Here is a 19,708-nt window from a genome sequence, read left to right as displayed (position 1 = left end):
ACGCCCGAGGACTCAGGCTCCGCTGAGGTGGCGGCCGATCACCAGGCGCTGGATCTGGTTGGTGCCCTCGACGATCTGCAGCACCTTGGCCTCGCGCATGTAGCGCTCGGCCGGGAAGTCCTGGGTGTACCCGTAGCCGCCGAGCACCTGGACGGCGTCGGTGGTGACCCGCATCGCGGCGTCGGTGCAGAAGAGCTTCGCCATCGCCGCCTCCTTCGAGAACGGCATCCCGGCGTCCCGCCGGCGCGCGGCGGCCAGGTACAGCGCACGACCGGCCTCGATCTGGGTGGCCATGTCCGCGAGCATGAAGGACAGTCCCTGGAAGTCGGCGATCCGGCGGCCGAACTGCTTGCGGGTCCCGGCGTGGTCGACCGCGAGGTCCAGCGCGGCCTGGGCGACGCCCGTCGCGCAGGCGGCGATGCCCAGCCGCCCGGAGTCCAGGGCCGACAGGGCTATCTGGAAGCCCTGCCCCTCGGCGCCGACCAGGCGCTCACGGGCCACCCGCACACCGTCGAAGTGCACCTGGGCGGTCGGCGAGGAGCGCATGCCCATCTTGTGCTCGGGCGGCGCGGCGGACAGGCCCGCCGAGGCACCGGGCACCAGCAGGCAGCTGATGCCGCGCGGTCCGTCCTCGCCGGTGCGGACCATGGTGCTGTAGAAGTCCGCGTGGCCGCCGTGGGTGATCCACGCCTTGGTCCCGTTCACGACGTACGCGTCGCCGTTCAGATCCGCCCGGGTGCGCAGGGCCGCCGCGTCGGAGCCGGACTGCGGCTCGGAGAGGCAGTAGGCGCCGAGCTGCTCGCCGCCGAGCATCGCGGGCAGCCACGCGGCGCGCTGCTCGTCCGAACCGAAGGTGGCGAGGGCGTGACAGGAGAGCGTGTGCACGCTGACGCCCAGGCCGACCGCCAGCCAGCCGCTCGCGAGCTCCTCCAGCACCTGCAGGTACACCTCGTAGGGCTGGTCGCCGCCGCCGTACTCCTCGCCGTACGGGAGGGAGAGCAGGCCGGCGTCCCCGAGCGTGCGGAAGACGTCGCGGGGGAAGCGGTCGGCCGCCTCGTCCTCGGCGGCCCGGGGGGCGATCTCGCGCTGGACCAGCTCGCGGGTGAGGCTCAGCAGTTGCCTGGCCTCCTCGCTGGGCAGCTGGCGGTCCACAGGCTTCGCGGGTGCGGGGCTCATGGCGGTTGGTCGCCTCCTCGATCGGGCACCGGGCCCAGAGGTGGCGGGCACGGCGCGGGTGTGGCAGGTCGGCCCGACCGGCACCGGGTCGCGGTGAACGGTCGTTCACATGTCTGGCGATGTGAGTATGCCCGATCCGGGCCCGGCCGTCACGACCAGCGGCGCAGGGCCGTCCGCGAGGCGGCGGGCGCGACCGTACAGTGGCCGTTGTGGCGGATGTCGGCGGTGGCGCGGGTGCGGACGGACCGGGCGGCCCGGCCGACCGGGAGACGGCCGCGCTGGCGGCCCGGATCCGGGCCGCGCCGCCGTCCTGCGGGCCGGTCAGGCTGGTCGCGGTGGACGGGCACGCCGGCTCCGGGAAGACCACGTTCGCCGGCCGGCTGGCAGCGGCGCTCGGCGGCGCACCGGTGGTCCATCTGGATGACCTGGCGACCCACCGGGAGCCCTTCGGATGGACGGTCCGGCTGCGCCGGCAGGTCCTGGAGCCCCTGGCCGCCGGCCGCACGGCCGAGCACCGGGTGTACGACTGGACGCTGCGCCGGTTCGACGCCGTCCGGGCCGTGCCGCCGGCGCCGGTGGTGCTGCTCGAAGGGGTGGGCGCCGGGCGGCGGGAGATCCGCCCCTGGTTGGCCCTGCTGCTCTGGATGGAGCTGGACGCACCGGACGCGCGCCGGCGCGGCGAGCTGAGGGACGGCCCGGAACTGGCACGGTTCTGGGCCGACTGGGCACGCGCCGAGCAGGCCCACTTCGCGGCCGATCCGAGCCGTCCGTACGCCGATGGGCTGGTCCACGGAGTAACCGGACGGATCGCCTCCGGCACCCTCGGTGAGCTGTGAAACCGCCCTTGACCTGGGACGTCATCGGGAACTAGGTTTCCATTCGTTGCAGGATTGTTGATCGCGCAACCACAGACACGGCATCTCCGGCTTGTTCCCCCGTGAGCCGGAGATGCCGTTCTCCTTTCCCCCGTACGCCAACGACCCGGCCGTCGCTCCGATTTGACCTGGCGTCGCACCCTTCCGGATCAGCGCCGCGCCGGTACGATTCCTCGCAGGCGCATATGCGCCCCAGGGGCCATCACCACTGACGGACCATCGGCCGGCAGAGCCCCGAGGCACACCGCGGGGGGCGTGAGTGACGACGGTGGACAGTTCCGACGGCGACGTCGCGGGCGGCGGGGGCCCCGGCGGGCTCGCCGACCGCGCCTGGCTGCGGGCGATGGACGCCTACCAGGCGGGAGCCTACGCGCGCGCCGAGGAGGAGTTCCGGGCCGCGGTCCAGCTCGACCCGGGGATGGCCGACGCCTGGCTCGGCCTGCACGCCCTGCGCTGCGACACCTCCGGCGCGCTACTGGCGATGCACCGGCACCGGAGCCGCTTCGGCGAGCAGCGCGGCCGCCACCGACGGCCGCTCAGTTCCTGGTACTGGCTGGGCTGGTGGGTCCAGCCGGTGCTGGAGGACGCCCGCGACCTCGCGCTCGCGCACGCCTCGCACTGGCTGGACGGCCGCCACCTGCCCGAACTCGACGCCGCGCTCGCCGGGTGCGCGCCGGCCGCCGAGGATCCCTCCGTGCGCTTTCTGCGCGCCTGCCGCTCCTACCTGGTGAAGGACTGGGAGCAGCTGATCCGGGACACCGACCGGCTGCTGGACGACCAGCTGCTCGGCATCGAGGCCGGGCTGTTCGCCGGCATGGCCAGGGTCCGGCTCGACATGTGTGCGCAGGCCCAGGGCCCGCTGGCGTCCTCGCTCGCCCGCTGCCGGTCCGAGCAGCCGCAGCGCAAGGAACTGCGGTACTGGCTGGCGCGGGCGTACGAGGGCGCGGGGCGCAGCGCGGCCGCGCTGCCGCTCTACCGCGCGGTGCACCGGGCCGACGCGGCGTTCATGGACACCTCGGCCCGGCTCGCGGCGATATCCGCCGAGGACGGCCCGGCTGACGCCCTGTTGGAGGGCTTCGCCGGGACCGGCGGCAGCGCCGGCGGCAGACGCGGGGCGGACACCGGCGCCGCGGGCGGTCCGGCGTTCGGGCCCGACGGCGGGCAGAGTTTCGGCCCCGACGGCGGGCAGAGCGTCGGCCCCGACAACGGCCCGGCCTTCGGGCTCGTCGGCGCGAGCGCCGACGAGGAGGCGTACGACGACCTCGTGGACCTCGGCGCGGAGGAGGACCTGGGTGCGCCCGGGGATCCCACCGATCCGGGACCGGGACCGGCGGGCCCGCCCGGTGCCCGCGACCAGCCGGAGCGACCGGCCGGACCGGGGCCCGGTGCGGCGCCTGGCGCCCTCGGCGGACCCGCCCAGGGCGCCGGTGCGGGCGCCCGCTCCGACGCCGGCGGCGATCCCGGCCCCGCGCCGACCCTGTTCCTGCCCGGCCGGGCGATGGGATCGCAGGCCGCCGTCCCGCACCGGATCTCCCCCGGGCGGGCCGGCAGCCGCCAGGAGCTGGACGCCGCACTCGACGCTCTGGAGCGGATGGTCGGCCTGGACCCGGTGAAGCGCCAGGTCCACGCGCTCTCCGCGCAGTTGCGGATGTCCCGGCTGCGGGCCGGCGAGGGGTTGCCGGTGCAGCCCCCCAAGCGCCACTTCGTCTTCTCCGGCCCCTCCGGCACCGGAAAGACCACGGTGGCCCGGATCCTGGGGAGGGTCTTCCACTCGCTCGGGCTGCTCTCCGGCAATCACCTGGTGGAGGCCCAGCGGGCCGACCTGGTCGGGGAGTTCCTCGGTCAGACCGCCGTCAAGGCGAACGAGTTGATCGACTCGGCGCTGGACGGCGTGCTCTTCATCGACGAGGCGTACAGCCTCTCCAACTCCGGCTACAGCAAGGGCGACGCGTACGGCGACGAGGCCCTCCAGGTGCTGCTGAAGCGGGCCGAGGACAACCGGGACCGGCTGGTGGTGATCCTCGCCGGCTACCCCGAGGGGATGAACCGGCTGCTGGCCACCAACCCCGGGCTCAACTCCCGGTTCACCACCCGGGTCGACTTCCCGAGCTACCGGCCCGGGGAGCTGAGCGCGATCGGTGCCACGCTGGCCCGCAGGGACGGCGACGGCTGGGACGAGGACGCCGCCGAGGAGCTCGCCAGCATCTGCGCGCACGTGGTCCGCGAGGGCTGGATCGACGACCTCGGCAACGGCCGGTTCGTCCGCACCCTGTACGAGAAGTCCTGCGCCTACCGCGACCTGCGGCTCTCGCTCACCGGCGAGCAGCCGAGCCGGGAGGACCTGGCCACCCTGCGACTGCCCGACCTGGTGCAGGCGTACGGAGAACTGATCGACGGCCGGGGCGACCTCTGACGGCCTCCCGGCCCGCCCCGGCGCCGAGGTGTCCCGGGCCACCCCCGGCCGGGTCGGGCACCCGCCGGCCGGGCGCCGACCGGGCGGGCACCCGCCGTGTCACGCGGCGGCCGGGCGGTGGTCCGGGTCGTGGACCTCGCCGACCAGCTCCTCCACCACGTCCTCCAGCGCGACGAGGCCGAGCGTGCGGCCGTCCGGACCGGCCACGGCGGCCAGGTGGGAGGCGGCCCTGCGCATCGCACCCAGGGCGTCGTCCAGCGGCAGGGTGCCGCGCACCACGGTGATCGGGCGCCAGAGCCTGGCCGGGAGCGGCGCCGCCGGGTCCTCGACGTCCAGGATGTCCTTGAGGTGCAGGTAGCCGAGGAATCCGTTGGCCGCGACGTCGCCGTCCACCACCGGGAAGCGCGAGAAGCCGGTACGGACCGCCAGCGCCTCGATCTCGGCCGCCGTCACGTCAGGCCCGACGGTGATCAGCTGCTCGAACGGCAGCACCACGTCGGTGACCGGGCGGTGGCCCAGCTCCAGCGCGTCCTCCAGACGCTCCTGGCGCTCCTCGTCCAGCAGGCCGGCGTCCCGCGAGTCGAGCAGCAGGTACATCAGCTGCTCGGTGGTGAAGACCGAGGCGACCTCGTCCTTGGCCTCCACCTTGAACAGGCGCAGCACGCCGTTGGCGAAGGCGTTCAGGAAGGTGATCACCGGGGTGAGCATCCGGGCCAGCCGGTCCAGCGGCGGGCCGAGCAGCAGCGCGGCCTTCTCCGGACCGGCCAGGGCCAGGTTCTTGGGGACCATCTCGCCCATCACCATGTGCAGGAAGACCACGAGCCCCAGGGCCAGCCCGTACGAGAGCGGGTGGATCAGGCCCTCGGGGACGCCCATCGAGTGGAACGGCCCCTCGACCAGGTGCGCGATGGTCGGCTCGGCGAGGGCGCCGAGGCCCAGCGAGCAGATGGTGATGCCGAGCTGGGCGGCCGCCAGCATCGCCGAGACGTTGGACAGGGCGTGCAGCACGGTGCGGGCGCGCTTGTTGCCGGCCTCGGCGAGGGGCTCCACCTGGCTGCGGCGGACCGAGATGACGGCGAACTCGGCGCCGACGAAGAAGGCGTTGCCCAGCAGCAGCAGGAGTGCGGCGGCCAGTTGGAGCGCGGTCATCGGGTCTCGTCCTCGTCGTGGTGGTGTCCGCCGGTGCGCTCGATCCGGACCTTGGTGGTGCGGTGCCGGTCGACGTTCTCCACGGTGAAGCGCCAGCCCGGGAGTTCGGCCTGCTCGCCGCGGGCCGGGATCTTGCCGAGCAGGTCGGCGACCAGGCCGGCCAGGGTCTCGTACGGGCCTTCGGGGGCGTGCAGGCCGAGGGCCTCCAGCTGGTCGATCCTGGCCCCGCCGTCGGCTGCCCAGACGGGCAGTCCGTCCACCGGCGGCAGCGGCAGGAGCTCGGGGACGTCCTCGGGGTCGTGCTCGTCCTGGACCTCGCCGACGATCTCCTCGACGATGTCCTCGATCGTCACCACACCGGCGGTGCCGCCGTACTCGTCGACCACGATGGCCATCGGCTGCTGACGGCGCAGCTGGTCGAGCAGCCGTTCGGCGGGCAGTGACTCGGGCACGAGCAGCGGCGGCACCGCGAGATCGGCGACCCGGACGGCGCCGCGCCGCTCCTTGGACACGGCCAGCGCGTCCTTGAGCGTGACGGTGCCGGTGACCTCGTCCAGGCTGTCCGTGTAGACCGGGAAGCGGGAGAGGCCGGTGGCCCGGGTGAGGTTGATCACGTCGGCGGCGCTGGCGTCCCGCTGGAGGGCGGAGACGTCGACGCGCGGGGTCATCACGCTCTGGGCGGTCAGCTCGCCGAGGCCGAGGGTCTTCACGAACAGGGTGGCCGACTCCTCGTCCATCACGCCCGCCCTGGCCGAGTGCCGGGCCAGCGAGACCAGCTCGGCGGGGGTGCGGGCGTGGCCCAACTCCTCCTGCGGCTCGACGCCCAGCGCCCGGACCGTCCGGTCGGCCGCGCCGTTGAGCAGGCTGATCAGCGGGCGGCAGACGAGCGAGAAGGCCATGTGCGGAGCGGCGACCGCGCGGGCCACCTGGAGCGGACGGGAGATCGCCCAGTTCTTGGGGACGAGCTCGCCGATCACCATCTGGATCACGGTGGCGAGCAGCATGCCCACGATCACCGCGGCGCCCCGGGCGGCCCCGGCGGACAGGCCGAGCCCGGTGAAGAACGGGCTGAGCAGTGTCGACAGGGCGGGAGCGGCGAGCATGCCGACCACCAGGGAGGTGATCGTGATCCCGAGCTGGGCGCCGGAGAGTTCGAAGGAGAGCCGGTGCAGGGCCCGGGCCACCCGGCGGGACTTGGCGTCCCCGGCCGCGGCGGAGCGTTCCACCACACCGCGTTCGACGGTGACGAAGGCGAATTCGGCCGCCACGAAGAGGCCGTTGGCGAGGATGAGCAGCACGGCCGCGAGCAACAGCAGCCAGGCGGTGGTCACGGTGCCGCCCGCCTTCCGGATGCCGGACGTGGGGCGGCGCAGGTACTACCGGACGGATCGTCCATCGAGGGGAGGTGTCACTCCTCTGGTCGCAGGGCGGGGCGCAGGGCTTTGCCCTGCTTTTACCAGCGTAGACGATACCCGTACGAGTGTAAGGATCTTGTTCGACCGGGCGGCGTGCCCCGGGATCCCGGCGCGTCGCGGCTCAGCCGGCCCGGATGTCCCGGTGGCCGCGGCTCTCGACCAGGTCGCGCAGGGCCCGGGCGGCGGCCACGGCCGCCCGGTGGCCGCCGCCCGCCTGGATGCCGACCGCCGCCAGCGCGGTGCCGTCCGCGAGGTCGAGGCTGGCCCACGGGTCGCCCTGGCGGAAGTTCACCCGGACGATCTCGGGCCAGGCCAGCCGGCGGCTGCGGACGAAGTTCACCACCGTGACGCCCTCGGCGTCGGCGCTCACCCGGGGGCGGGCCAGCATCAGCGCGGCCCCGGCGAAGACCAGGCCGCTGATGACCATCGCGATCCGGTCGTTGAGCTGCCAGTTCTGCGGCAGCGCGACGGCGATCACGACGAACAGCACCACCAGCAGCGCGCTGACCGGCAGCAGCACCGCCCTGGTCCGGCGCGGGGCCCAGGTGACGGGGAGCTCGACGGGGGTGGACACGTGGGGTCTCCAGAGAACGGGGCGGGGGCGCGAGGCGCCCCCGCCCGTAGGTGGTTCAGACAGCGTGCGTGCTCAGAGGCGGCAGGCGTGGATGTTGGTCACCAGGATCGCCCGGGCGCCGATGCTCCAGAGGTCGTCCATGATCCGCTGGGCCTCCTTGCGGAGCACCATCGAGCGCACCGCGACCCAGCCCTCGGTGTGCAGCGGCGAGACGGTCGGCGACTCCAGGCCCGGGGTGAGGGCGACGGCGGCGCTGACGCTCTCCGCGCGGATGTCGTAGTCCATCAGGACGTAGCGGCGGGCCACCAGCACGCCCTGGAGGCGGCGCAGGAACTGCTCGACCCCGGCGTCCTCGCCGGCGCCCTTGGGGCGGATCACCACTGCGTCCGACACCAGGATCGGGTCACCGAAGACCTCGAGGCCGGCGTTGCGCAGGCTGGTGCCGGTCTCGACGACGTCCGCGATCACGTCGGCGACGCCCAACTGGACGGCGGTCTCCACCGCTCCGTCGAGCTTGGTGACGGTCGCCTTCACCCCGTGCTCGGCGAGGTGCTGCTGCACCAGGCCGGTGTAGGAGGTGGCGATCCGCAGGCCCTCCAGGCCCTTCACGTCCTCGACCTGCACGCCCACCGGACGCGCGAAGCGGAAGGTCGACCCGCCGAAACCGAGGGCGAGCACCTCCTCCGCATTGGAGGCGGAGTCCAGCAGCAGGTCGCGGCCGGTGATGCCGACGTCCAGCCGGCCGGAGCCCACGTAGACCGCGATGTCGCGCGGGCGCAGGAAGAAGAACTCGACCTGGTTGTCCGGGTCGACGAGGACGAGCTCCTTGGGGTCCTTGCGCTGGCGGTAGCCGGCCTCATGGAGCATCTCCGCCGCGGGACCCGAGAGCGAACCCTTGTTGGGGACGGCGATGCGCAGCATGAGTGGTGAATCCTTCGCTGAGGTAGCGGGTGGGGGTGGAGCGGGCGGAGCAGTGGATCGGTACAGCGGTACGGGCCGCGCGAGGGCGGCCCGTACCAGGTGGTGGCGGGTCCTTGCTAGAGATGGGCGTACACGTCGTCGAGCGTCAGCCCCTTGGCGACCATCATCACCTGGAGGTGGTAGAGGAGCTGCGAGATCTCCTCCGCCGTCTCCTCGTCGGACTGGTACTCGGCGGCCATCCAGACCTCCGCGGCCTCCTCGACGACCTTCTTTCCGATCGCATGGACGCCCTGCTGGACGAGCTGCGCGGTACGGGAGGACGAGGGGTCGCCGGTGGCGGCCTTCTGCTGGAGCTCGATGAAGAGCTCCTCGAATGTCTTCGAAGCCATGATGGACTCACCTTACGGCTTGCGGGCATACGGGCGGTAAACGGTCCCAGGCCGTGGACACCGTCCTGGACGACGTCCGCCGCCGCCCGAACGCCGTCCCGCGGCCGCTACCGCCAGGGCTCGGAGACCGAGCGCAGCACCGCGGCGGTGGCCACGGCGGCGGTGACGGCCTCGTGCCCCTTGTCCTCGGCCGAGCCGGGCAGGCCCGCGCGGTCCAGCGCCTGCTCCTCGTTGTCACAGGTCAGGACACCGAAGCCGACCGGGACGCCGGTGTCGACGCTGACCTGGGTGAGACCGAGCGTGGCGGCCTCGCAGACGTAGTCGAAGTGCGGGGTGCCACCGCGGATGACCACGCCGAGGGCGACCACGGCGTCGTAGCCGCGGCCGGCCAGCTGCTTCGCGGCGACCGGCAGTTCGAAGGTACCGGGCACCCGCAGCACCGTCGGCTCGTCGATGCCGAGCTCCTTGAGCGCGCGGTGGGCGCCGTCCAGCAGGCCGTTCATCACCTGCTCGTGCCACTGGGCGGCGATCACGGCGACCCGCAGGTCGGCGCAGTTCTTGATGGTCAGCTCGGGGGCTCCGTGGCCGCTCACGTGCGTACTTCCTATCGGTGCTGAGGTGGTGGGTGGTGGTCGGCGCCGGCGCCGGTGTGCCGATCGGTGCCGGCGCGCGGCGGTGGCGACGGGAGAGCGGTCAGGAGTCGTGGCCGAGCCAGGGCAGCTCGTGGCCCATCCGGTCCCGCTTGGTCCGCAGGTAGCGCAGGTTGTGCTCGCCGGCGGGGGTGCGGACCGGCTCGCGGCCGCTGACCTTGAGGCCGTGCTCGGTGAGCGCGGCGATCTTGTCGGGATTGTTGGTGAGCAGCGTCAGCGAACACACCCCGAGGTCGGTGAGCATCTGCGCGCCGATGCTGTAGTCCCGGGCGTCGGCGGGCAGCCCGAGGTCCAGGTTGGCGTCGACGGTGTCGCGGCCCTGCTCCTGGAGCTCGTAGGCGCGCAGCTTGTGGGCCAGACCGATGCCCCGGCCCTCGTGGCCGCGCAGGTAGAGCACCACTCCGCGGCCGGCGGCGGCGACCTTCTCCAGCGAGGCCTGGAGCTGGGGGCCGCAGTCGCAGCGCAGCGAGCCGAAGACGTCGCCGGTGAGGCACTCCGAGTGGACCCGGACCAACAGGTCCTCGCCGTCGGTCACCCGGCCCTCGGCGTCCAGGCCGCCGGCCACCAGCGCGAGGTGCTCGATGCCGTCCAGGGTGCCCCGGTAGCCGACGGCGGTGAACTCCCCGTACGTGGTGGGCAGCGAGGTGACGGCGGCGCGGTCGACGTGCAGTTCGGTGCGGCGGCGGTAGGCGATCAGGTCCTCGATCGAGATGATCGCCAGGCCGTGCTCGCGGGCGAAGGCGACCAGTTCGGGCAGCCGGGCCATGCTGCCGTCGTCGTTGACCACCTCGGCGATGCCGCCCGCCGGAGCCAGCCCCGCCAGCCGGGCCAGGTCGACGGCGGCCTCGGTGTGACCGGGGCGCACGAGCACGCCGCCCTCGACCGCGCGCAGCGGGAACACGTGCCCGGGGCGGGTCAGGTCGCCCGGCTCGGTGCCGGCCGACGCGAGCAGCTTGACGGTCCGGGCCCGGTCGGCGGCGGAGATGCCGGTGGAGACGCCGTCGCGGGCGTCGACCGAGACGGCGTAGGCGGTGCCCTTGCGGTCCTCGTTGACCTGGGTCATCGGCGGCAGCTTGAGGCGGTCCAGCTCCTCACCGGTCATCGGCACGCAGATGACACCGGAGCTGTAGCGGATGGTGAAGGCCATCAGCTCGGGGGTGGCGGCGGAGGCGGCGAACACGATGTCGCCCTCGTTCTCACGGTCCTCGTCGTCGACCACGATCACGGCGCGGCCGAGCGCGATGTCGGCGATGGCGCGCTCGACCGGGTCGAGGGCGAGGTCCTCGAACGCGCCGGCGGACTCGTTGGCGGGCTGGGTGCTCATGCGGATGCTCCCTGCGGGACGTTGGCGGTCGCGGGACGGTTCTCGCGGGTGCGCAGCCACCAGGCGCGCAGGCCGAGCAGGACCAGGACGAAGTAGATGCTGTAGGTCAGCCCGGAGAAGGCGTAGCCGCTGTCGAAGGCGAGCGGGACGCCGACGACGTCGACGGCGATCCACGCGAACCAGAACTCCACCCATCCCCTGGCCTGGGCGTACATGGCGGCCAGCGTGCCCACGAAGATGTAGGCGTCGGCCCACGGGTTCCAGGACAGGCTGGGGTTGGCCAGGAAGATCCAGGCGAGGGCGAGGGTGCCCAGCGCGGTGGCGCCGGCCAGGACCGCGCGCTCGGGCCAGGTGGCGAAGCGGACCGCGATGTCGCCGGTGTCGCGGCGCCCGCGGTTCCACCGGGTCCAGCCCCAGCCGGCCGCGGCGATCACGATGAGCTGCTTGCTGATCAGGCCGGGCGCGGGCACCGCGCTGGAGAGGTAGGCGGCGATCAGGACCGCCCCGGAGAGGAGCTGGACCGGCCAGCTCCACACCGAGCGGCGCCAGCCGAGTGCGAGCGCGCTCAACCCCAGCAGGTTGCCGAACATGTCGGCCCACTTCACGGGCTCACCGAAGGCGGTGAACGCTGTGCCACTGAGCCAGTTCACGGGGCTTCCTTCGCGATGGTGTCGGGCAGGGTGCGGGATTCCAGCAGGCGCTCGACGTACTTGGCGAGGACGTCGACCTCCAGGTTGACGGGGTCGCCGACGACCTTGGTGCCGAGCGTGGTGAGGGCGAGGGTCGCCGGGATCAGGCTGACGGTGAAGCTGTCGCGGGCCGCCTCGACGACGGTGAGGCTGACGCCGTCCACCGTGATGGAGCCCTTCTCGACCAGGTAGCGGGAGATGCTCTGCGGAAGGGAGAACCGCAGCACCTCCCAGCGGGGCAGCCCCTCGGCGTCCGGATCCCCGGGCTCGCGGCCCAACAGCGCGCCGGTGGCGTCCACATGACCCTGGACCAGGTGGCCGCCGAGCCGGGCCCCGAGGGCCATCGCGCGCTCCAGGTTGACCCGGGAGCCGGTGCCGAGGGCGCCGAGGCTGGAGCGCTTCAACGTCTCCGCCATCACGTCGGCGGTGAACTCAGCACTGTCGGAGGCCAGTTGCTCGGGGGTGTCGACCACCGTGAGGCAGACGCCGTTGACCGCGATGGAGTCGCCGTGGTGCGCACCCTGACAGACCACCGGGCCACGCAGGCGGATCCGCGACGAGTCGCCGATCTCCTCGATCGAAACGACCTCGCCGAGCTCTTCGATGATGCCGGTGAACACCCGGGTTCTCCTCGCGCTTGGGGCGCGGACTCCGGGGCGGCATGGGAGAGGACACGGACCTTCGCGGCAGCGGACGCACCACCTGGAGAGCCCACCCTCGGATCGGCGTCGTCGCCGGAGGGAGCTCTCCCTGTGCACATCCTCACGTGGTCCACGGGGAACCACGGCACCGCTCGAAACCCGTCGCGCACGCCTCCCATCCGGACTTTAACCGTCGGTCCAGGAATCTCACCTGGTCAACCGCCCGCTGGCTGCGGACGGGTCGCGGACTGTAACCGCCGGTTCGGATTTTCACCGACCCCGGAGTGCGCTGAACGTCACTACTACTGCCGTCATTGTGCCATGGTCCGCGCCTGCTCAGGGAGAGGGCCGCACTGTGGCCTGTTTCACTCGGAGGGCGGGAATGCCCCACCGGGGGATGCGCCGACCCGCCCGGGGAACACCGCCGGGGTGGGTGGCGGCCCCGGGACGGGGACCCGCACCGCGTGCAGACGCCCCGCGTCCGGCGCGAACCGGCCGTCCGCGCCGGGGCGGTGGGCGGTGGTGATGTAGAGCGTGCGCAGATCCTCGCCCCCGAAGGCGCAACTGGTGGGGCAGGCCACCGCGATCGGCAGGACGGTGTCCAACCGCCCGTCCGGCAGGTAGCGGTGGAGCGCGGCGCCACCCCACAGGGCGACCCAGAGCGCACCCTCCGCGTCCACGGCCAGGCCGTCGGGGTGTCCGCCGCCGCTGTCGCCCCGCACGTCGGCGAAGGGGCGTCGGCCGCGGACACTGCCGTCGGCCAGGTCGTAGTCGAAGACGTCGATCCGCCCGGTCGGGGTGTCGATCCAGTACATCAGCCGCGCATCGGGGCTCCAGCCCAGGCCGTTGGCGATGCTCGCGCCGCTGATCACCTCGGTGGCCTCGGTGCCGTCCAGGCGCAGCAGTGCGCCCCGGCCGAGCGTCTCCTCCGGCGCCATGGTGCCGACCCAGATCCGGCCCGCCGGATCGGCCTTGGCGTCGTTGCAGCGCTCGGCGCGGCCGAGCGGCACCGCGGCCCGCGCGGGCCCGTCCAGTTCCACGACCCCGTCCCGCAGGACGGCCGCCCAGCCGTCGGCGGTGGGCAGGATCGCCGTGGCGGGCGGCGGAAGCCGACGGGAACTGCCGTCCGAGTGGTGCACCGTACCGGCCGGAATGTCCACCCAGCGCAGCGAGTTGGTTCGGACGTCCCACACCGGTCCCTCGCCGAGGGAGCTGACCCGGTCGTCGACGGGCCGGGGTGCGGGCAGCGACGTGCTCATCGGACGTTGACCTCCGGGAGGACGGCGGGCGAACCGCCGTCGAGGGGCAGAGCGGTACCGGTGACCGGCCCAGCGGTGCCGTTGCCGGGCGGAGCGGTGCCGGGGGCCGCGGCCGGCGGGGTGGCCATCTGTCGGCCCTCCGTCGGTCCAAGCGGTTTATTTTCGAAAGAACATATGACTTGATCGCGGCTGTCAAGGCCCGTGTCACGTCCTGAACAGCACCACCTCCGCGGCGTGCCGGCGCTGCCGGGCGTCGTCCCGGTCACCGGTGCAGTAGACCGACAGCCGTCCGACGGCGCCGGCCTCGACGTCCGCCCGGAGGAACTCCCGGCAGTACCAGGACTGCCCGCCCTGCTCCCAGCGCTCCTCGACCTCCAGCACGAAACCGCCGGGCGTCGGGTCGAACCGGCTGCGCGGGACCAGCCCCGGGTCGGGGTGCCCGCTCCGGCGCAGGGCCACCAGCCCCGGAACACCGACGGACTGCAGTCGCCAGCCGGGCAGCGTGAGATCGCAGAACACGTCAGGCCGGAACAGCCCCTCCGGTGGGGAGCCGGTCTCCAGGAAGGCGACCAGGCGGCTCGCCAGCACCTCCCGCTCGCCCTCCCGGGGCACGGCGGGGGCATTCCCTCGGGGGTCGGTGTCCACGACGCTCAGCCCCCGGTCGAGGGGGCGCCGGCCGTGGCGGCGGCCAGATTGCGGGTGACCACCGCGGTGGTCCGCTCCAGGGCCTCGGTCGGGCTGAACTCGACCAGTTCCGTACCGGCGAACAGCAGCGGCAGATGGCCCGGGGCGCCGTAGTAGGCGTCGCCGGCCCGGTAGACCTCGTCGTGGTCCGGGTAGCGGAAGATCACCTTCCCGGTCAGCACCAACCCCCAGTGCGGGCTCTGGCAACGATCCTGCGGCAGCCCGGCGAAGAGCGCCGCCGGGTCCACGTCCGCCTTGTGGGTCTCGAACCCGACGGTGTACCCGTCCAGTTCGGCGTAGCGGCCCTCGATCACCGGCTCGTCCAGGGCGAGCGTCGCCTCGGGCTTCGAGATGCGTGGCACGGTGTCCTCCTCGATCGGTTGCGGTCCCCTTCACCCGGGAGGCGTGAGATCCGGTCCCACGATGTGAGGGTGGGCCACCGCACCCGCCCGGCCGGTACCGGGCAGCCGGGCACACGGCACCCGGCGGACGTACCGGGCAGCCGGGCACACGGCACCCGGCCGATACCGGGCAGCCGGGCACACGGCGGACGTACCGGGGCCCTACCGCGGGCGTCGTGCGCGGCACGGGCAGGAGTGCCTCAGAGCCGCCAGACCACCGGCGATTCGGGCTCGTAGACGCAGAGCGTGCCGGTGCGGACCGCGTTGGCCAGGTGCCGGCCGAGCGGCGGGTGCTCATGGGCGATCCGGTCGATCGCGGCGCGGATCCGCGCGGTCACGGTGGTACGGGCCCGCTCGGCGGCGGAGCCCGTGCGACGCACCCGCCCGCCGAGCCCGTACGCGGCGGAGAGCTGGCCGACCAGCGCGTCCCGCTCCACCGCGATCCGGGCCGAGCGCTCGGCGTCGCCCGCCCCGTCCGCCTCCCCCGCCGCGCGCTCCAGCTCCCGCAACCGGCGCCGGTAGGCGTCACGGGCGGTGGCGTCGATCAACTCGCCGGTGTCGCCCGGAGCGTGTCCGGCCTCCGGGTCGGGGTTCGCCGTCCGGTCCGGCGCCGCGGTGGCGAGGTCGAGCGCCGGTACGGGGCGGCCGGGGGCGGCCAGCAGGACGGCCAGGTCGCGCAGGCCCTTGCTGCCGGGGAGGGTCGCCTCCGCGCCCGCGTAGCGCAGGTGCCAGAGGCCGCCCGTCCGACGGAACAGGTTGCCCTCGTCCGCCGGTGGCGCGGCTCCCGCCTCCCGGTGCGGTCAGCCCGCCGTGCCCCGAGCGGGCGTCCGCGAGCGCGTCCCCGATCTCAGCCAGCAGGTCGGCCCGGCCGACGAAGGGAAGCCCAGGCATCCGCAGTCCTCCCGTCCCGCTGTCGAGCGTAGTCCGGCGGGCGGCTCTCGGGGCGCCCGGTGCCCGCCCGCCGGGAGCAGGGGCCGGCGGGGGCCGGGGACGGCGGGATCAGGGGCCGGTGGGGGCCGGGGACGGCCGTGTCGGGCGGGACGGCACGCGGGTGCCGCTCAGCGGCGGTCACGGCTCAGCCGTGGGGCAGCGGCCGGTAGTGGGCGACCTCCGGCGGGTGCGCCAGGTACCGCAACTCGTCCTCGGCCCACACCGGCCGGATCCGCCACATCGGCCCGGCATAGGCCCGGAGCGCGTCCTCGTCCCGCCACCGGCTGATCATCAGCACCCGGGGGCCCTCGTCGGTCAACGAGCGCAGCACCTCCCCGCCCAGGCACCCGTCCGTGGCCCGCAGCTCCGGCATCACCTGGGTGGACAGCAGGGCGCAGAAGTCGTCCATCCGTCCCGCGACGATCTGGGCGGCCCAGATCCGGACGATCACGGGTGCCTCCTCTCGCCGGTCCGCTCCTCCCCCGGGCCGCCGTCGGCGGCCCCGCCACCATTGTCCGCCCGGCGGTCCGCCCGGCCGATTGCGGCCCGGGGTGGATCGCCCCCGAAACCGCGCCGGCGCCCGACCGGTACCGTGCCCGGCGCACGGATCGCCGGCCCCGGCGCGGCCTGCCGGGGCGCGCGGGCGCGGTGGGCTTGACTGAAGCGGTGGACTGCGTCTTCTGTGGGATCGTGACCGGTGAACTGCCCGCGCACCGGGTGCTCGACGACGAGGTGGCGGTGGCCTTCCTGGACCGGCGCCCGCTCTTCCCCGGGCATGTGCTGGTGGTGCCCCGGCACCACCGCGAGACACTCACCGAGCTGCCTGTGCAGGAGGTCGGGCCGTTCTTCGCCCGGGTGCAACGCGTCGCCGGGGCGGTGGAGCGCGGGATGCCCGCGGCCGGGAGCTTCGTCGCCGCCAACAACCGGATCAGTCAGTCGGTACCGCATCTGCACGTCCACGTGGTGCCGAGGAACCCCAAGGACGGCCTGCGCGGGTTCTTCTGGCCGCGCGGCCGGTACCCGGACGAGACGGCGGCCGCCGAGGTGGCCGGCCGCCTGCGCGACGCACTGGCACGCGACTGACCGGCCCAGCGGTACCGGCCCCGGCCCCGCTCCGCGTCGGCCCCGGCCCCGGCCCGGTGATCGGCGACCGCGGCCCCTCGCGGACCGGCGACGGCCGGAGGGCCCGCTCGACGGCCGGGGCACCCGTCAGGACGGCTGCGCGGGCGCGTCCAAGCGGGTCGTGAAGCTGAACCGGTCGCCCCGGTAGAGGGAGCGGACCCGCTCCACCGGGAGCCCCGCGGCGTCCCGGGTCAGCCGGTGCAGCAACAGCATCGGCAGGGCCGGCGGGGTGCCGATCAGCAGCGCCTCGCGCGGGGTCGCGAGGACGGTCTCGATCCGCTCGTCCGCCGCGCCGAAGCCGATGCCGAGCCGCTCGCGCAGATAGGCGTAGAGCGAGGACGTCGGGTCGAAGTCCCGGTCCAGCGCGGGAACCCGGGACACCGCGAGGTAGGTGCTCTCCAGGCCCACCCGCTCGCCGTCCGCCAGCAGGACCCGCTCCAGGTGCCACACCGGATCACCCGGCGCCATCCCCAGCTGCGTGGCGAGCGCGCCGTCCGCCGCGCACCGCTCCAGACCGATCAGGTGCCGACCCGGGATCCGGCCCTGCCGGCGTACCCCCTCGGTGTAACTCGCCAGCGAGAGCGGCTGTTCGAGCTTCGGTCCCGCGACCACGGTGCTCCTCCCCCGGCGGCGTACCCGCCCCTGGATCAGCAGCTCGCGCAGCGCCTGGCGAAGGGTGTCCCGGGAGACCGCGAAGCGGGCCGCCAGATCGCGCTCGGTGGGTAGCACGCCGCCCTCGCCCAGCTCGTCGAGCAGCGCGTCCAACTCGCCCTTCACCGCGTAGTACTTGGGCACCCGGCCGTGCTCCGGGATACCCGCCCGGATCGGCGCTCCGGGGCCGGGGGTGTCGTTCATCCGGCCATCCTCGCAGATCCGGGCCCCGGCGCCGGCCGCGCCCGGGCCCCGGCCGCGCGCACCCGCCGACCGCTCGGACGGCCCCGGGGGACACCGCGTCAGGCACCGCGTCAGGCACCCGCTTCCGCAGCGGGGGTCAGGGATCGGATCGGACCACCGAGCGAGGTGTTCTCGCTCGGCGCCGTCCTCGCCTACGCCGCCACCGGCGTACCGCCTTTCGGCGACGGGGCCAGCGCCGCCGTACTGCTCTACCGGGTGTTGCACGAGGCGCCCGAACTCGGCGGCCTGGAGGGCGGGCTGCGGTCCGTCGTTCTGAGCCGTCTCGCCAAGGACCCGGGTGCGCGGCCGTCGCCCGGCGAGCTGCGGGAGCGGCTCACCGCGGGCCGGCCCGAACTCCTCGCACCGGTCGGCCCGGGCGGCTGGCTTCCCCCCCGGTGGCCGGATCGCTGGCCCGGCTCGCGGTGGAGCTGCTGGACCTGGACGCCGGGGACGGAGCACCGGTCCGGCCCCGTCGGCCCCACCGGTCCCACCGGCCCCGTCAAGGCGGACCCGGGCACCGGGCGGGCGCTCGAACCGCTCGAACCGCTCGAACCGGGCCCACCGCCCGGACAGTTCGGCCCGCCGGACAGTTCGGTCCCCGGGGCAGTTCGGTCCGCCCGGCGGCGAGGAGGCCGGCGGCGGCGCCGGGCCGAGTGGCGGCGAGGAGGCCGGCGGCGGCGCCGGGCCGAGTGGCGGCAGCCGGCCGGCCGTCCCGCCCGTCGTGGTGGCGCTTCGTGGGGGATCCGGCCTCCCAGGCACGGTGATCCCGGGTGCTTCCGGGCGCTCGGCGGGGCGCGCCCGCGTGGAGGTTTCCAGGAGATATGGTCTGTACCTCTTGACAGGTATATACCAGTCCCGGTTGAGTCCCCCTCAGTCCCGCCCCGGCCCGCACCCCCGGTCGGGGCCCGGCCCCGGCCGGCCCCCCGCGGGACCTTCCTGTCGTCGACCCGTGCGGTCCCCCACACCGCACCGAGGGGTGATGAAACACATGTCCGTCAAGCGCCTCATGGCACTGCTGGCAGCTGTGGCGACCGCCATCGCACTGGCCGTCCTGGTACCGGCCTCCGCCTCCGCGGCGACCTGCGCGACCGCCTGGAGCTCCAGCACCGTCTACACCGCGGCGAGCGCACCCGTCTCCTACAACTCCCACAACTGGACCGCCAAGTGGTGGACCCAGAACGAGACCCCGGGCGGCTCCTCCGGCGTCTGGGCCGACCAGGGCTCCTGCGGCGGCTCGACCAACCCGACGCCCACCCCCACCTCCGGCCCGGGGTGCTCGTACCCGGCCTGGGTCGCGGGCCAGACGTACGCGACCGGCGCCATCGTCACCTACACCAACGGCCTGTTCTACCAGGCGACTCACGACAACCCGGGCTACGACCCGGTGATCAGCACCTGGTACTGGCAGCCCTACTCCTGCGGCTCCGGCGGCCAGTCCCCCAGCCCGACGCCGACCGCGAACCCGAGCGGATTCCCGGTCAGTGAGGCCCAGTTCAACCAGATGTTCCCGAGCCGGAACTCGTTCTACTCGTACAGCGGCCTGACCGCCGCGCTGAGCGCCTACCCGGCGTTCGCGGCGACCGGCAGTGACACCACCCGCAAGCAGGAGGCCGCGGCCTTCCTGGCCAACGTCAGCCACGAGACCGGCGGCCTGGTCTACGTGGTCGAGCAGAACACCGCCAACTACCCCCACTACTGCGACACTTCGCAGTCGTACGGCTGCCCGGCCGGCACCTCGGCGTACTACGGTCGCGGGCCGATCCAGCTGAGCTGGAACTTCAACTACAAGGCGGCGGGCGACGCCCTCGGCATCGACCTGCTGCACAACCCGAACCTCGTCCAGACCGACTCCGCCGTCGCCTGGAAGACCGCTCTCTGGTACTGGAACACCCAGAGCGGGCCGGGCACGATGACCCCGCACAACGCGATGGTCAACGGCTACGGGTTCGGTGAGACGATCCGCAGCATCAACGGCAGCCTGGAGTGCAACGGCGGCAACCCCGCCCAGGTCCAGAGCCGCGTCAACGCGTACCAGAACTTCGTCCAGATCCTCGGCACCACCGCGGGCAGTAACCTGACCTGCTGATCCGGTCCGGCGACGGGAGGGTGCGGCCATCACCTGGCCGCACCCTCCCGTCGTGTCCGGGCGACGCCGCCGCACGCAGTTCACTGATGTCGCGTCAACTTCTCCGTGTGCGGCGT

General features: G+C 73.7%; 21 protein-coding genes and 1 riboswitch. Of the genes, 4 read left to right on the top strand and 17 right to left on the bottom strand.

Annotation, left to right across the window (positions count from 1 at the left end; genetic code table 11):
• Positions 1–12 precede the first annotated feature (12 nt).
• Positions 13–1,176: an acyl-CoA dehydrogenase family protein gene (locus tag OG823_RS29605; protein ID WP_371483159.1), complete on the bottom strand. Its 1,164-nt coding sequence runs from the start codon at positions 1,174–1,176 to the stop codon at positions 13–15.
• 209 nt (positions 1,177–1,385) lie between these two features.
• Here OG823_RS29605 and OG823_RS29600 point away from each other — a divergent pair, with 209 nt between their 5' ends.
• Both OG823_RS29600 and OG823_RS29595 read left to right on the top strand, forming a co-directional pair.
• Positions 1,386–2,012 (top strand): uridine kinase, encoded by a 627-nt coding sequence (locus OG823_RS29600; RefSeq protein WP_371483158.1) that lies wholly within the window; start codon positions 1,386–1,388, stop codon positions 2,010–2,012.
• A 382-nt stretch (positions 2,013–2,394) separates the two neighbouring features.
• Positions 2,395–4,464 (top strand): AAA family ATPase, encoded by a 2,070-nt coding sequence (locus OG823_RS29595; RefSeq protein WP_371484698.1) that lies wholly within the window; start codon positions 2,395–2,397, stop codon positions 4,462–4,464.
• Between the two features lie 99 nt (positions 4,465–4,563).
• On the opposite strand, the gene OG823_RS29590 is transcribed toward OG823_RS29595, so the two are convergent.
• The 15 genes from OG823_RS29590 to OG823_RS29520 all read right to left on the bottom strand — a co-directional run bounded on the left by OG823_RS29590 (position 4,564) and on the right by OG823_RS29520 (position 15,941).
• Positions 4,564–5,613, bottom strand: a complete 1,050-nt coding sequence (locus OG823_RS29590; protein ID WP_371483157.1) for a hemolysin family protein — start codon at positions 5,611–5,613, stop codon at positions 4,564–4,566.
• On the bottom strand, positions 5,610–6,944 hold the full coding sequence (locus OG823_RS29585) for a hemolysin family protein (RefSeq protein ID WP_371483156.1): 1,335 nt from the start codon (positions 6,942–6,944) through the stop codon (positions 5,610–5,612). Before OG823_RS29585 ends, OG823_RS29590 begins: the two co-directional genes overlap by 4 nt.
• Positions 6,945–7,149: 205 nt before the next feature.
• On the bottom strand, positions 7,150–7,602 hold the full coding sequence (locus OG823_RS29580) for a PH domain-containing protein (protein ID WP_371483155.1): 453 nt from the start codon (positions 7,600–7,602) through the stop codon (positions 7,150–7,152).
• A gap of 72 nt (positions 7,603–7,674) precedes the next feature.
• Entirely contained in the window at positions 7,675–8,523 is an 849-nt protein-coding gene (hisG, locus tag OG823_RS29575) for an ATP phosphoribosyltransferase (protein WP_371483154.1), read from the bottom strand.
• A 116-nt stretch (positions 8,524–8,639) separates the two neighbouring features.
• A complete protein-coding gene (locus OG823_RS29570) occupies positions 8,640–8,912 on the bottom strand; it encodes a phosphoribosyl-ATP diphosphatase (RefSeq protein WP_371483153.1) in 273 nt (90 codons plus the stop codon).
• A 107-nt stretch (positions 8,913–9,019) separates the two neighbouring features.
• Positions 9,020–9,505, bottom strand: a complete 486-nt coding sequence (ribH, locus tag OG823_RS29565; protein WP_371483152.1) for a 6,7-dimethyl-8-ribityllumazine synthase — start codon at positions 9,503–9,505, stop codon at positions 9,020–9,022.
• 100 nt (positions 9,506–9,605) lie between these two features.
• Positions 9,606–10,886, bottom strand: a complete 1,281-nt coding sequence (locus OG823_RS29560; RefSeq protein ID WP_371483151.1) for a bifunctional 3,4-dihydroxy-2-butanone-4-phosphate synthase/GTP cyclohydrolase II — start codon at positions 10,884–10,886, stop codon at positions 9,606–9,608.
• On the bottom strand, positions 10,883–11,536 hold the full coding sequence (locus OG823_RS29555; RefSeq protein WP_371483150.1) for a nicotinamide riboside transporter PnuC: 654 nt from the start codon (positions 11,534–11,536) through the stop codon (positions 10,883–10,885). The genes OG823_RS29560 and OG823_RS29555 overlap by 4 nt, the downstream gene beginning before the upstream one ends.
• The gene (locus OG823_RS29550; protein WP_371483149.1) at positions 11,533–12,195 is read right to left on the bottom strand and encodes a riboflavin synthase; all 663 of its coding nucleotides are present in this window, start codon (positions 12,193–12,195) and stop codon (positions 11,533–11,535) included. The genes OG823_RS29555 and OG823_RS29550 overlap by 4 nt, the downstream gene beginning before the upstream one ends.
• Before the next feature lie 184 nt (positions 12,196–12,379).
• Positions 12,380–12,507, bottom strand: a riboswitch (FMN riboswitch).
• Between the two features lie 74 nt (positions 12,508–12,581).
• Positions 12,582–13,475 carry an SMP-30/gluconolactonase/LRE family protein gene (locus tag OG823_RS29545; protein WP_371483148.1) on the bottom strand — a complete coding sequence of 298 codons (894 nt, stop codon included), beginning with the start codon at positions 13,473–13,475 and terminating at the stop codon, positions 12,582–12,584.
• Complete coding sequence (locus tag OG823_RS29540; protein ID WP_371483146.1) at positions 13,472–13,603, bottom strand: hypothetical protein; 132 nt, start codon at positions 13,601–13,603, stop codon at positions 13,472–13,474. Before OG823_RS29540 ends, OG823_RS29545 begins: the two co-directional genes overlap by 4 nt.
• Positions 13,604–13,679: 76 nt before the next feature.
• Positions 13,680–14,087: a hypothetical protein gene (locus OG823_RS29535; RefSeq protein ID WP_371483145.1), complete on the bottom strand. Its 408-nt coding sequence runs from the start codon at positions 14,085–14,087 to the stop codon at positions 13,680–13,682.
• A gap of 38 nt (positions 14,088–14,125) precedes the next feature.
• On the bottom strand, positions 14,126–14,521 hold the full coding sequence (locus OG823_RS29530) for a hypothetical protein (protein ID WP_371483144.1): 396 nt from the start codon (positions 14,519–14,521) through the stop codon (positions 14,126–14,128).
• A 239-nt stretch (positions 14,522–14,760) separates the two neighbouring features.
• Positions 14,761–15,108, bottom strand: a complete 348-nt coding sequence (locus tag OG823_RS29525) for a hypothetical protein (RefSeq protein ID WP_371483143.1) — start codon at positions 15,106–15,108, stop codon at positions 14,761–14,763.
• 527 nt (positions 15,109–15,635) lie between these two features.
• Entirely contained in the window at positions 15,636–15,941 is a 306-nt protein-coding gene (locus OG823_RS29520) for an antibiotic biosynthesis monooxygenase (RefSeq protein ID WP_371483142.1), read from the bottom strand.
• Positions 15,942–16,156: 215 nt separating this feature from the next.
• On the opposite strand from OG823_RS29520, the gene OG823_RS29515 reads away from it, so the two are divergent.
• Positions 16,157–16,573 carry an HIT family protein gene (locus OG823_RS29515; RefSeq protein WP_371484697.1) on the top strand — a complete coding sequence of 139 codons (417 nt, stop codon included), beginning with the start codon at positions 16,157–16,159 and terminating at the stop codon, positions 16,571–16,573.
• 126 nt (positions 16,574–16,699) lie between these two features.
• Here OG823_RS29515 and OG823_RS29510 read toward each other — a convergent pair whose 3' ends face one another.
• Complete coding sequence (locus tag OG823_RS29510) at positions 16,700–17,467, bottom strand: GntR family transcriptional regulator (protein WP_371483141.1); 768 nt, start codon at positions 17,465–17,467, stop codon at positions 16,700–16,702.
• A 1,027-nt stretch (positions 17,468–18,494) separates the two neighbouring features.
• Between OG823_RS29510 and OG823_RS29505 the strand changes: the two genes are divergently transcribed.
• Complete coding sequence (locus tag OG823_RS29505; RefSeq protein ID WP_371483140.1) at positions 18,495–19,592, top strand: glycoside hydrolase family 19 protein; 1,098 nt, start codon at positions 18,495–18,497, stop codon at positions 19,590–19,592.
• The last annotated feature ends 116 nt before the right edge of the window (positions 19,593–19,708 follow it).

Origin of the sequence: Kitasatospora sp. NBC_00315 (genome assembly GCF_041435095.1) — a bacterium.
Classification (GTDB): domain Bacteria; phylum Actinomycetota; class Actinomycetes; order Streptomycetales; family Streptomycetaceae; genus Kitasatospora.
This window is presented reverse-complemented; position numbering and strand designations above follow the sequence as displayed.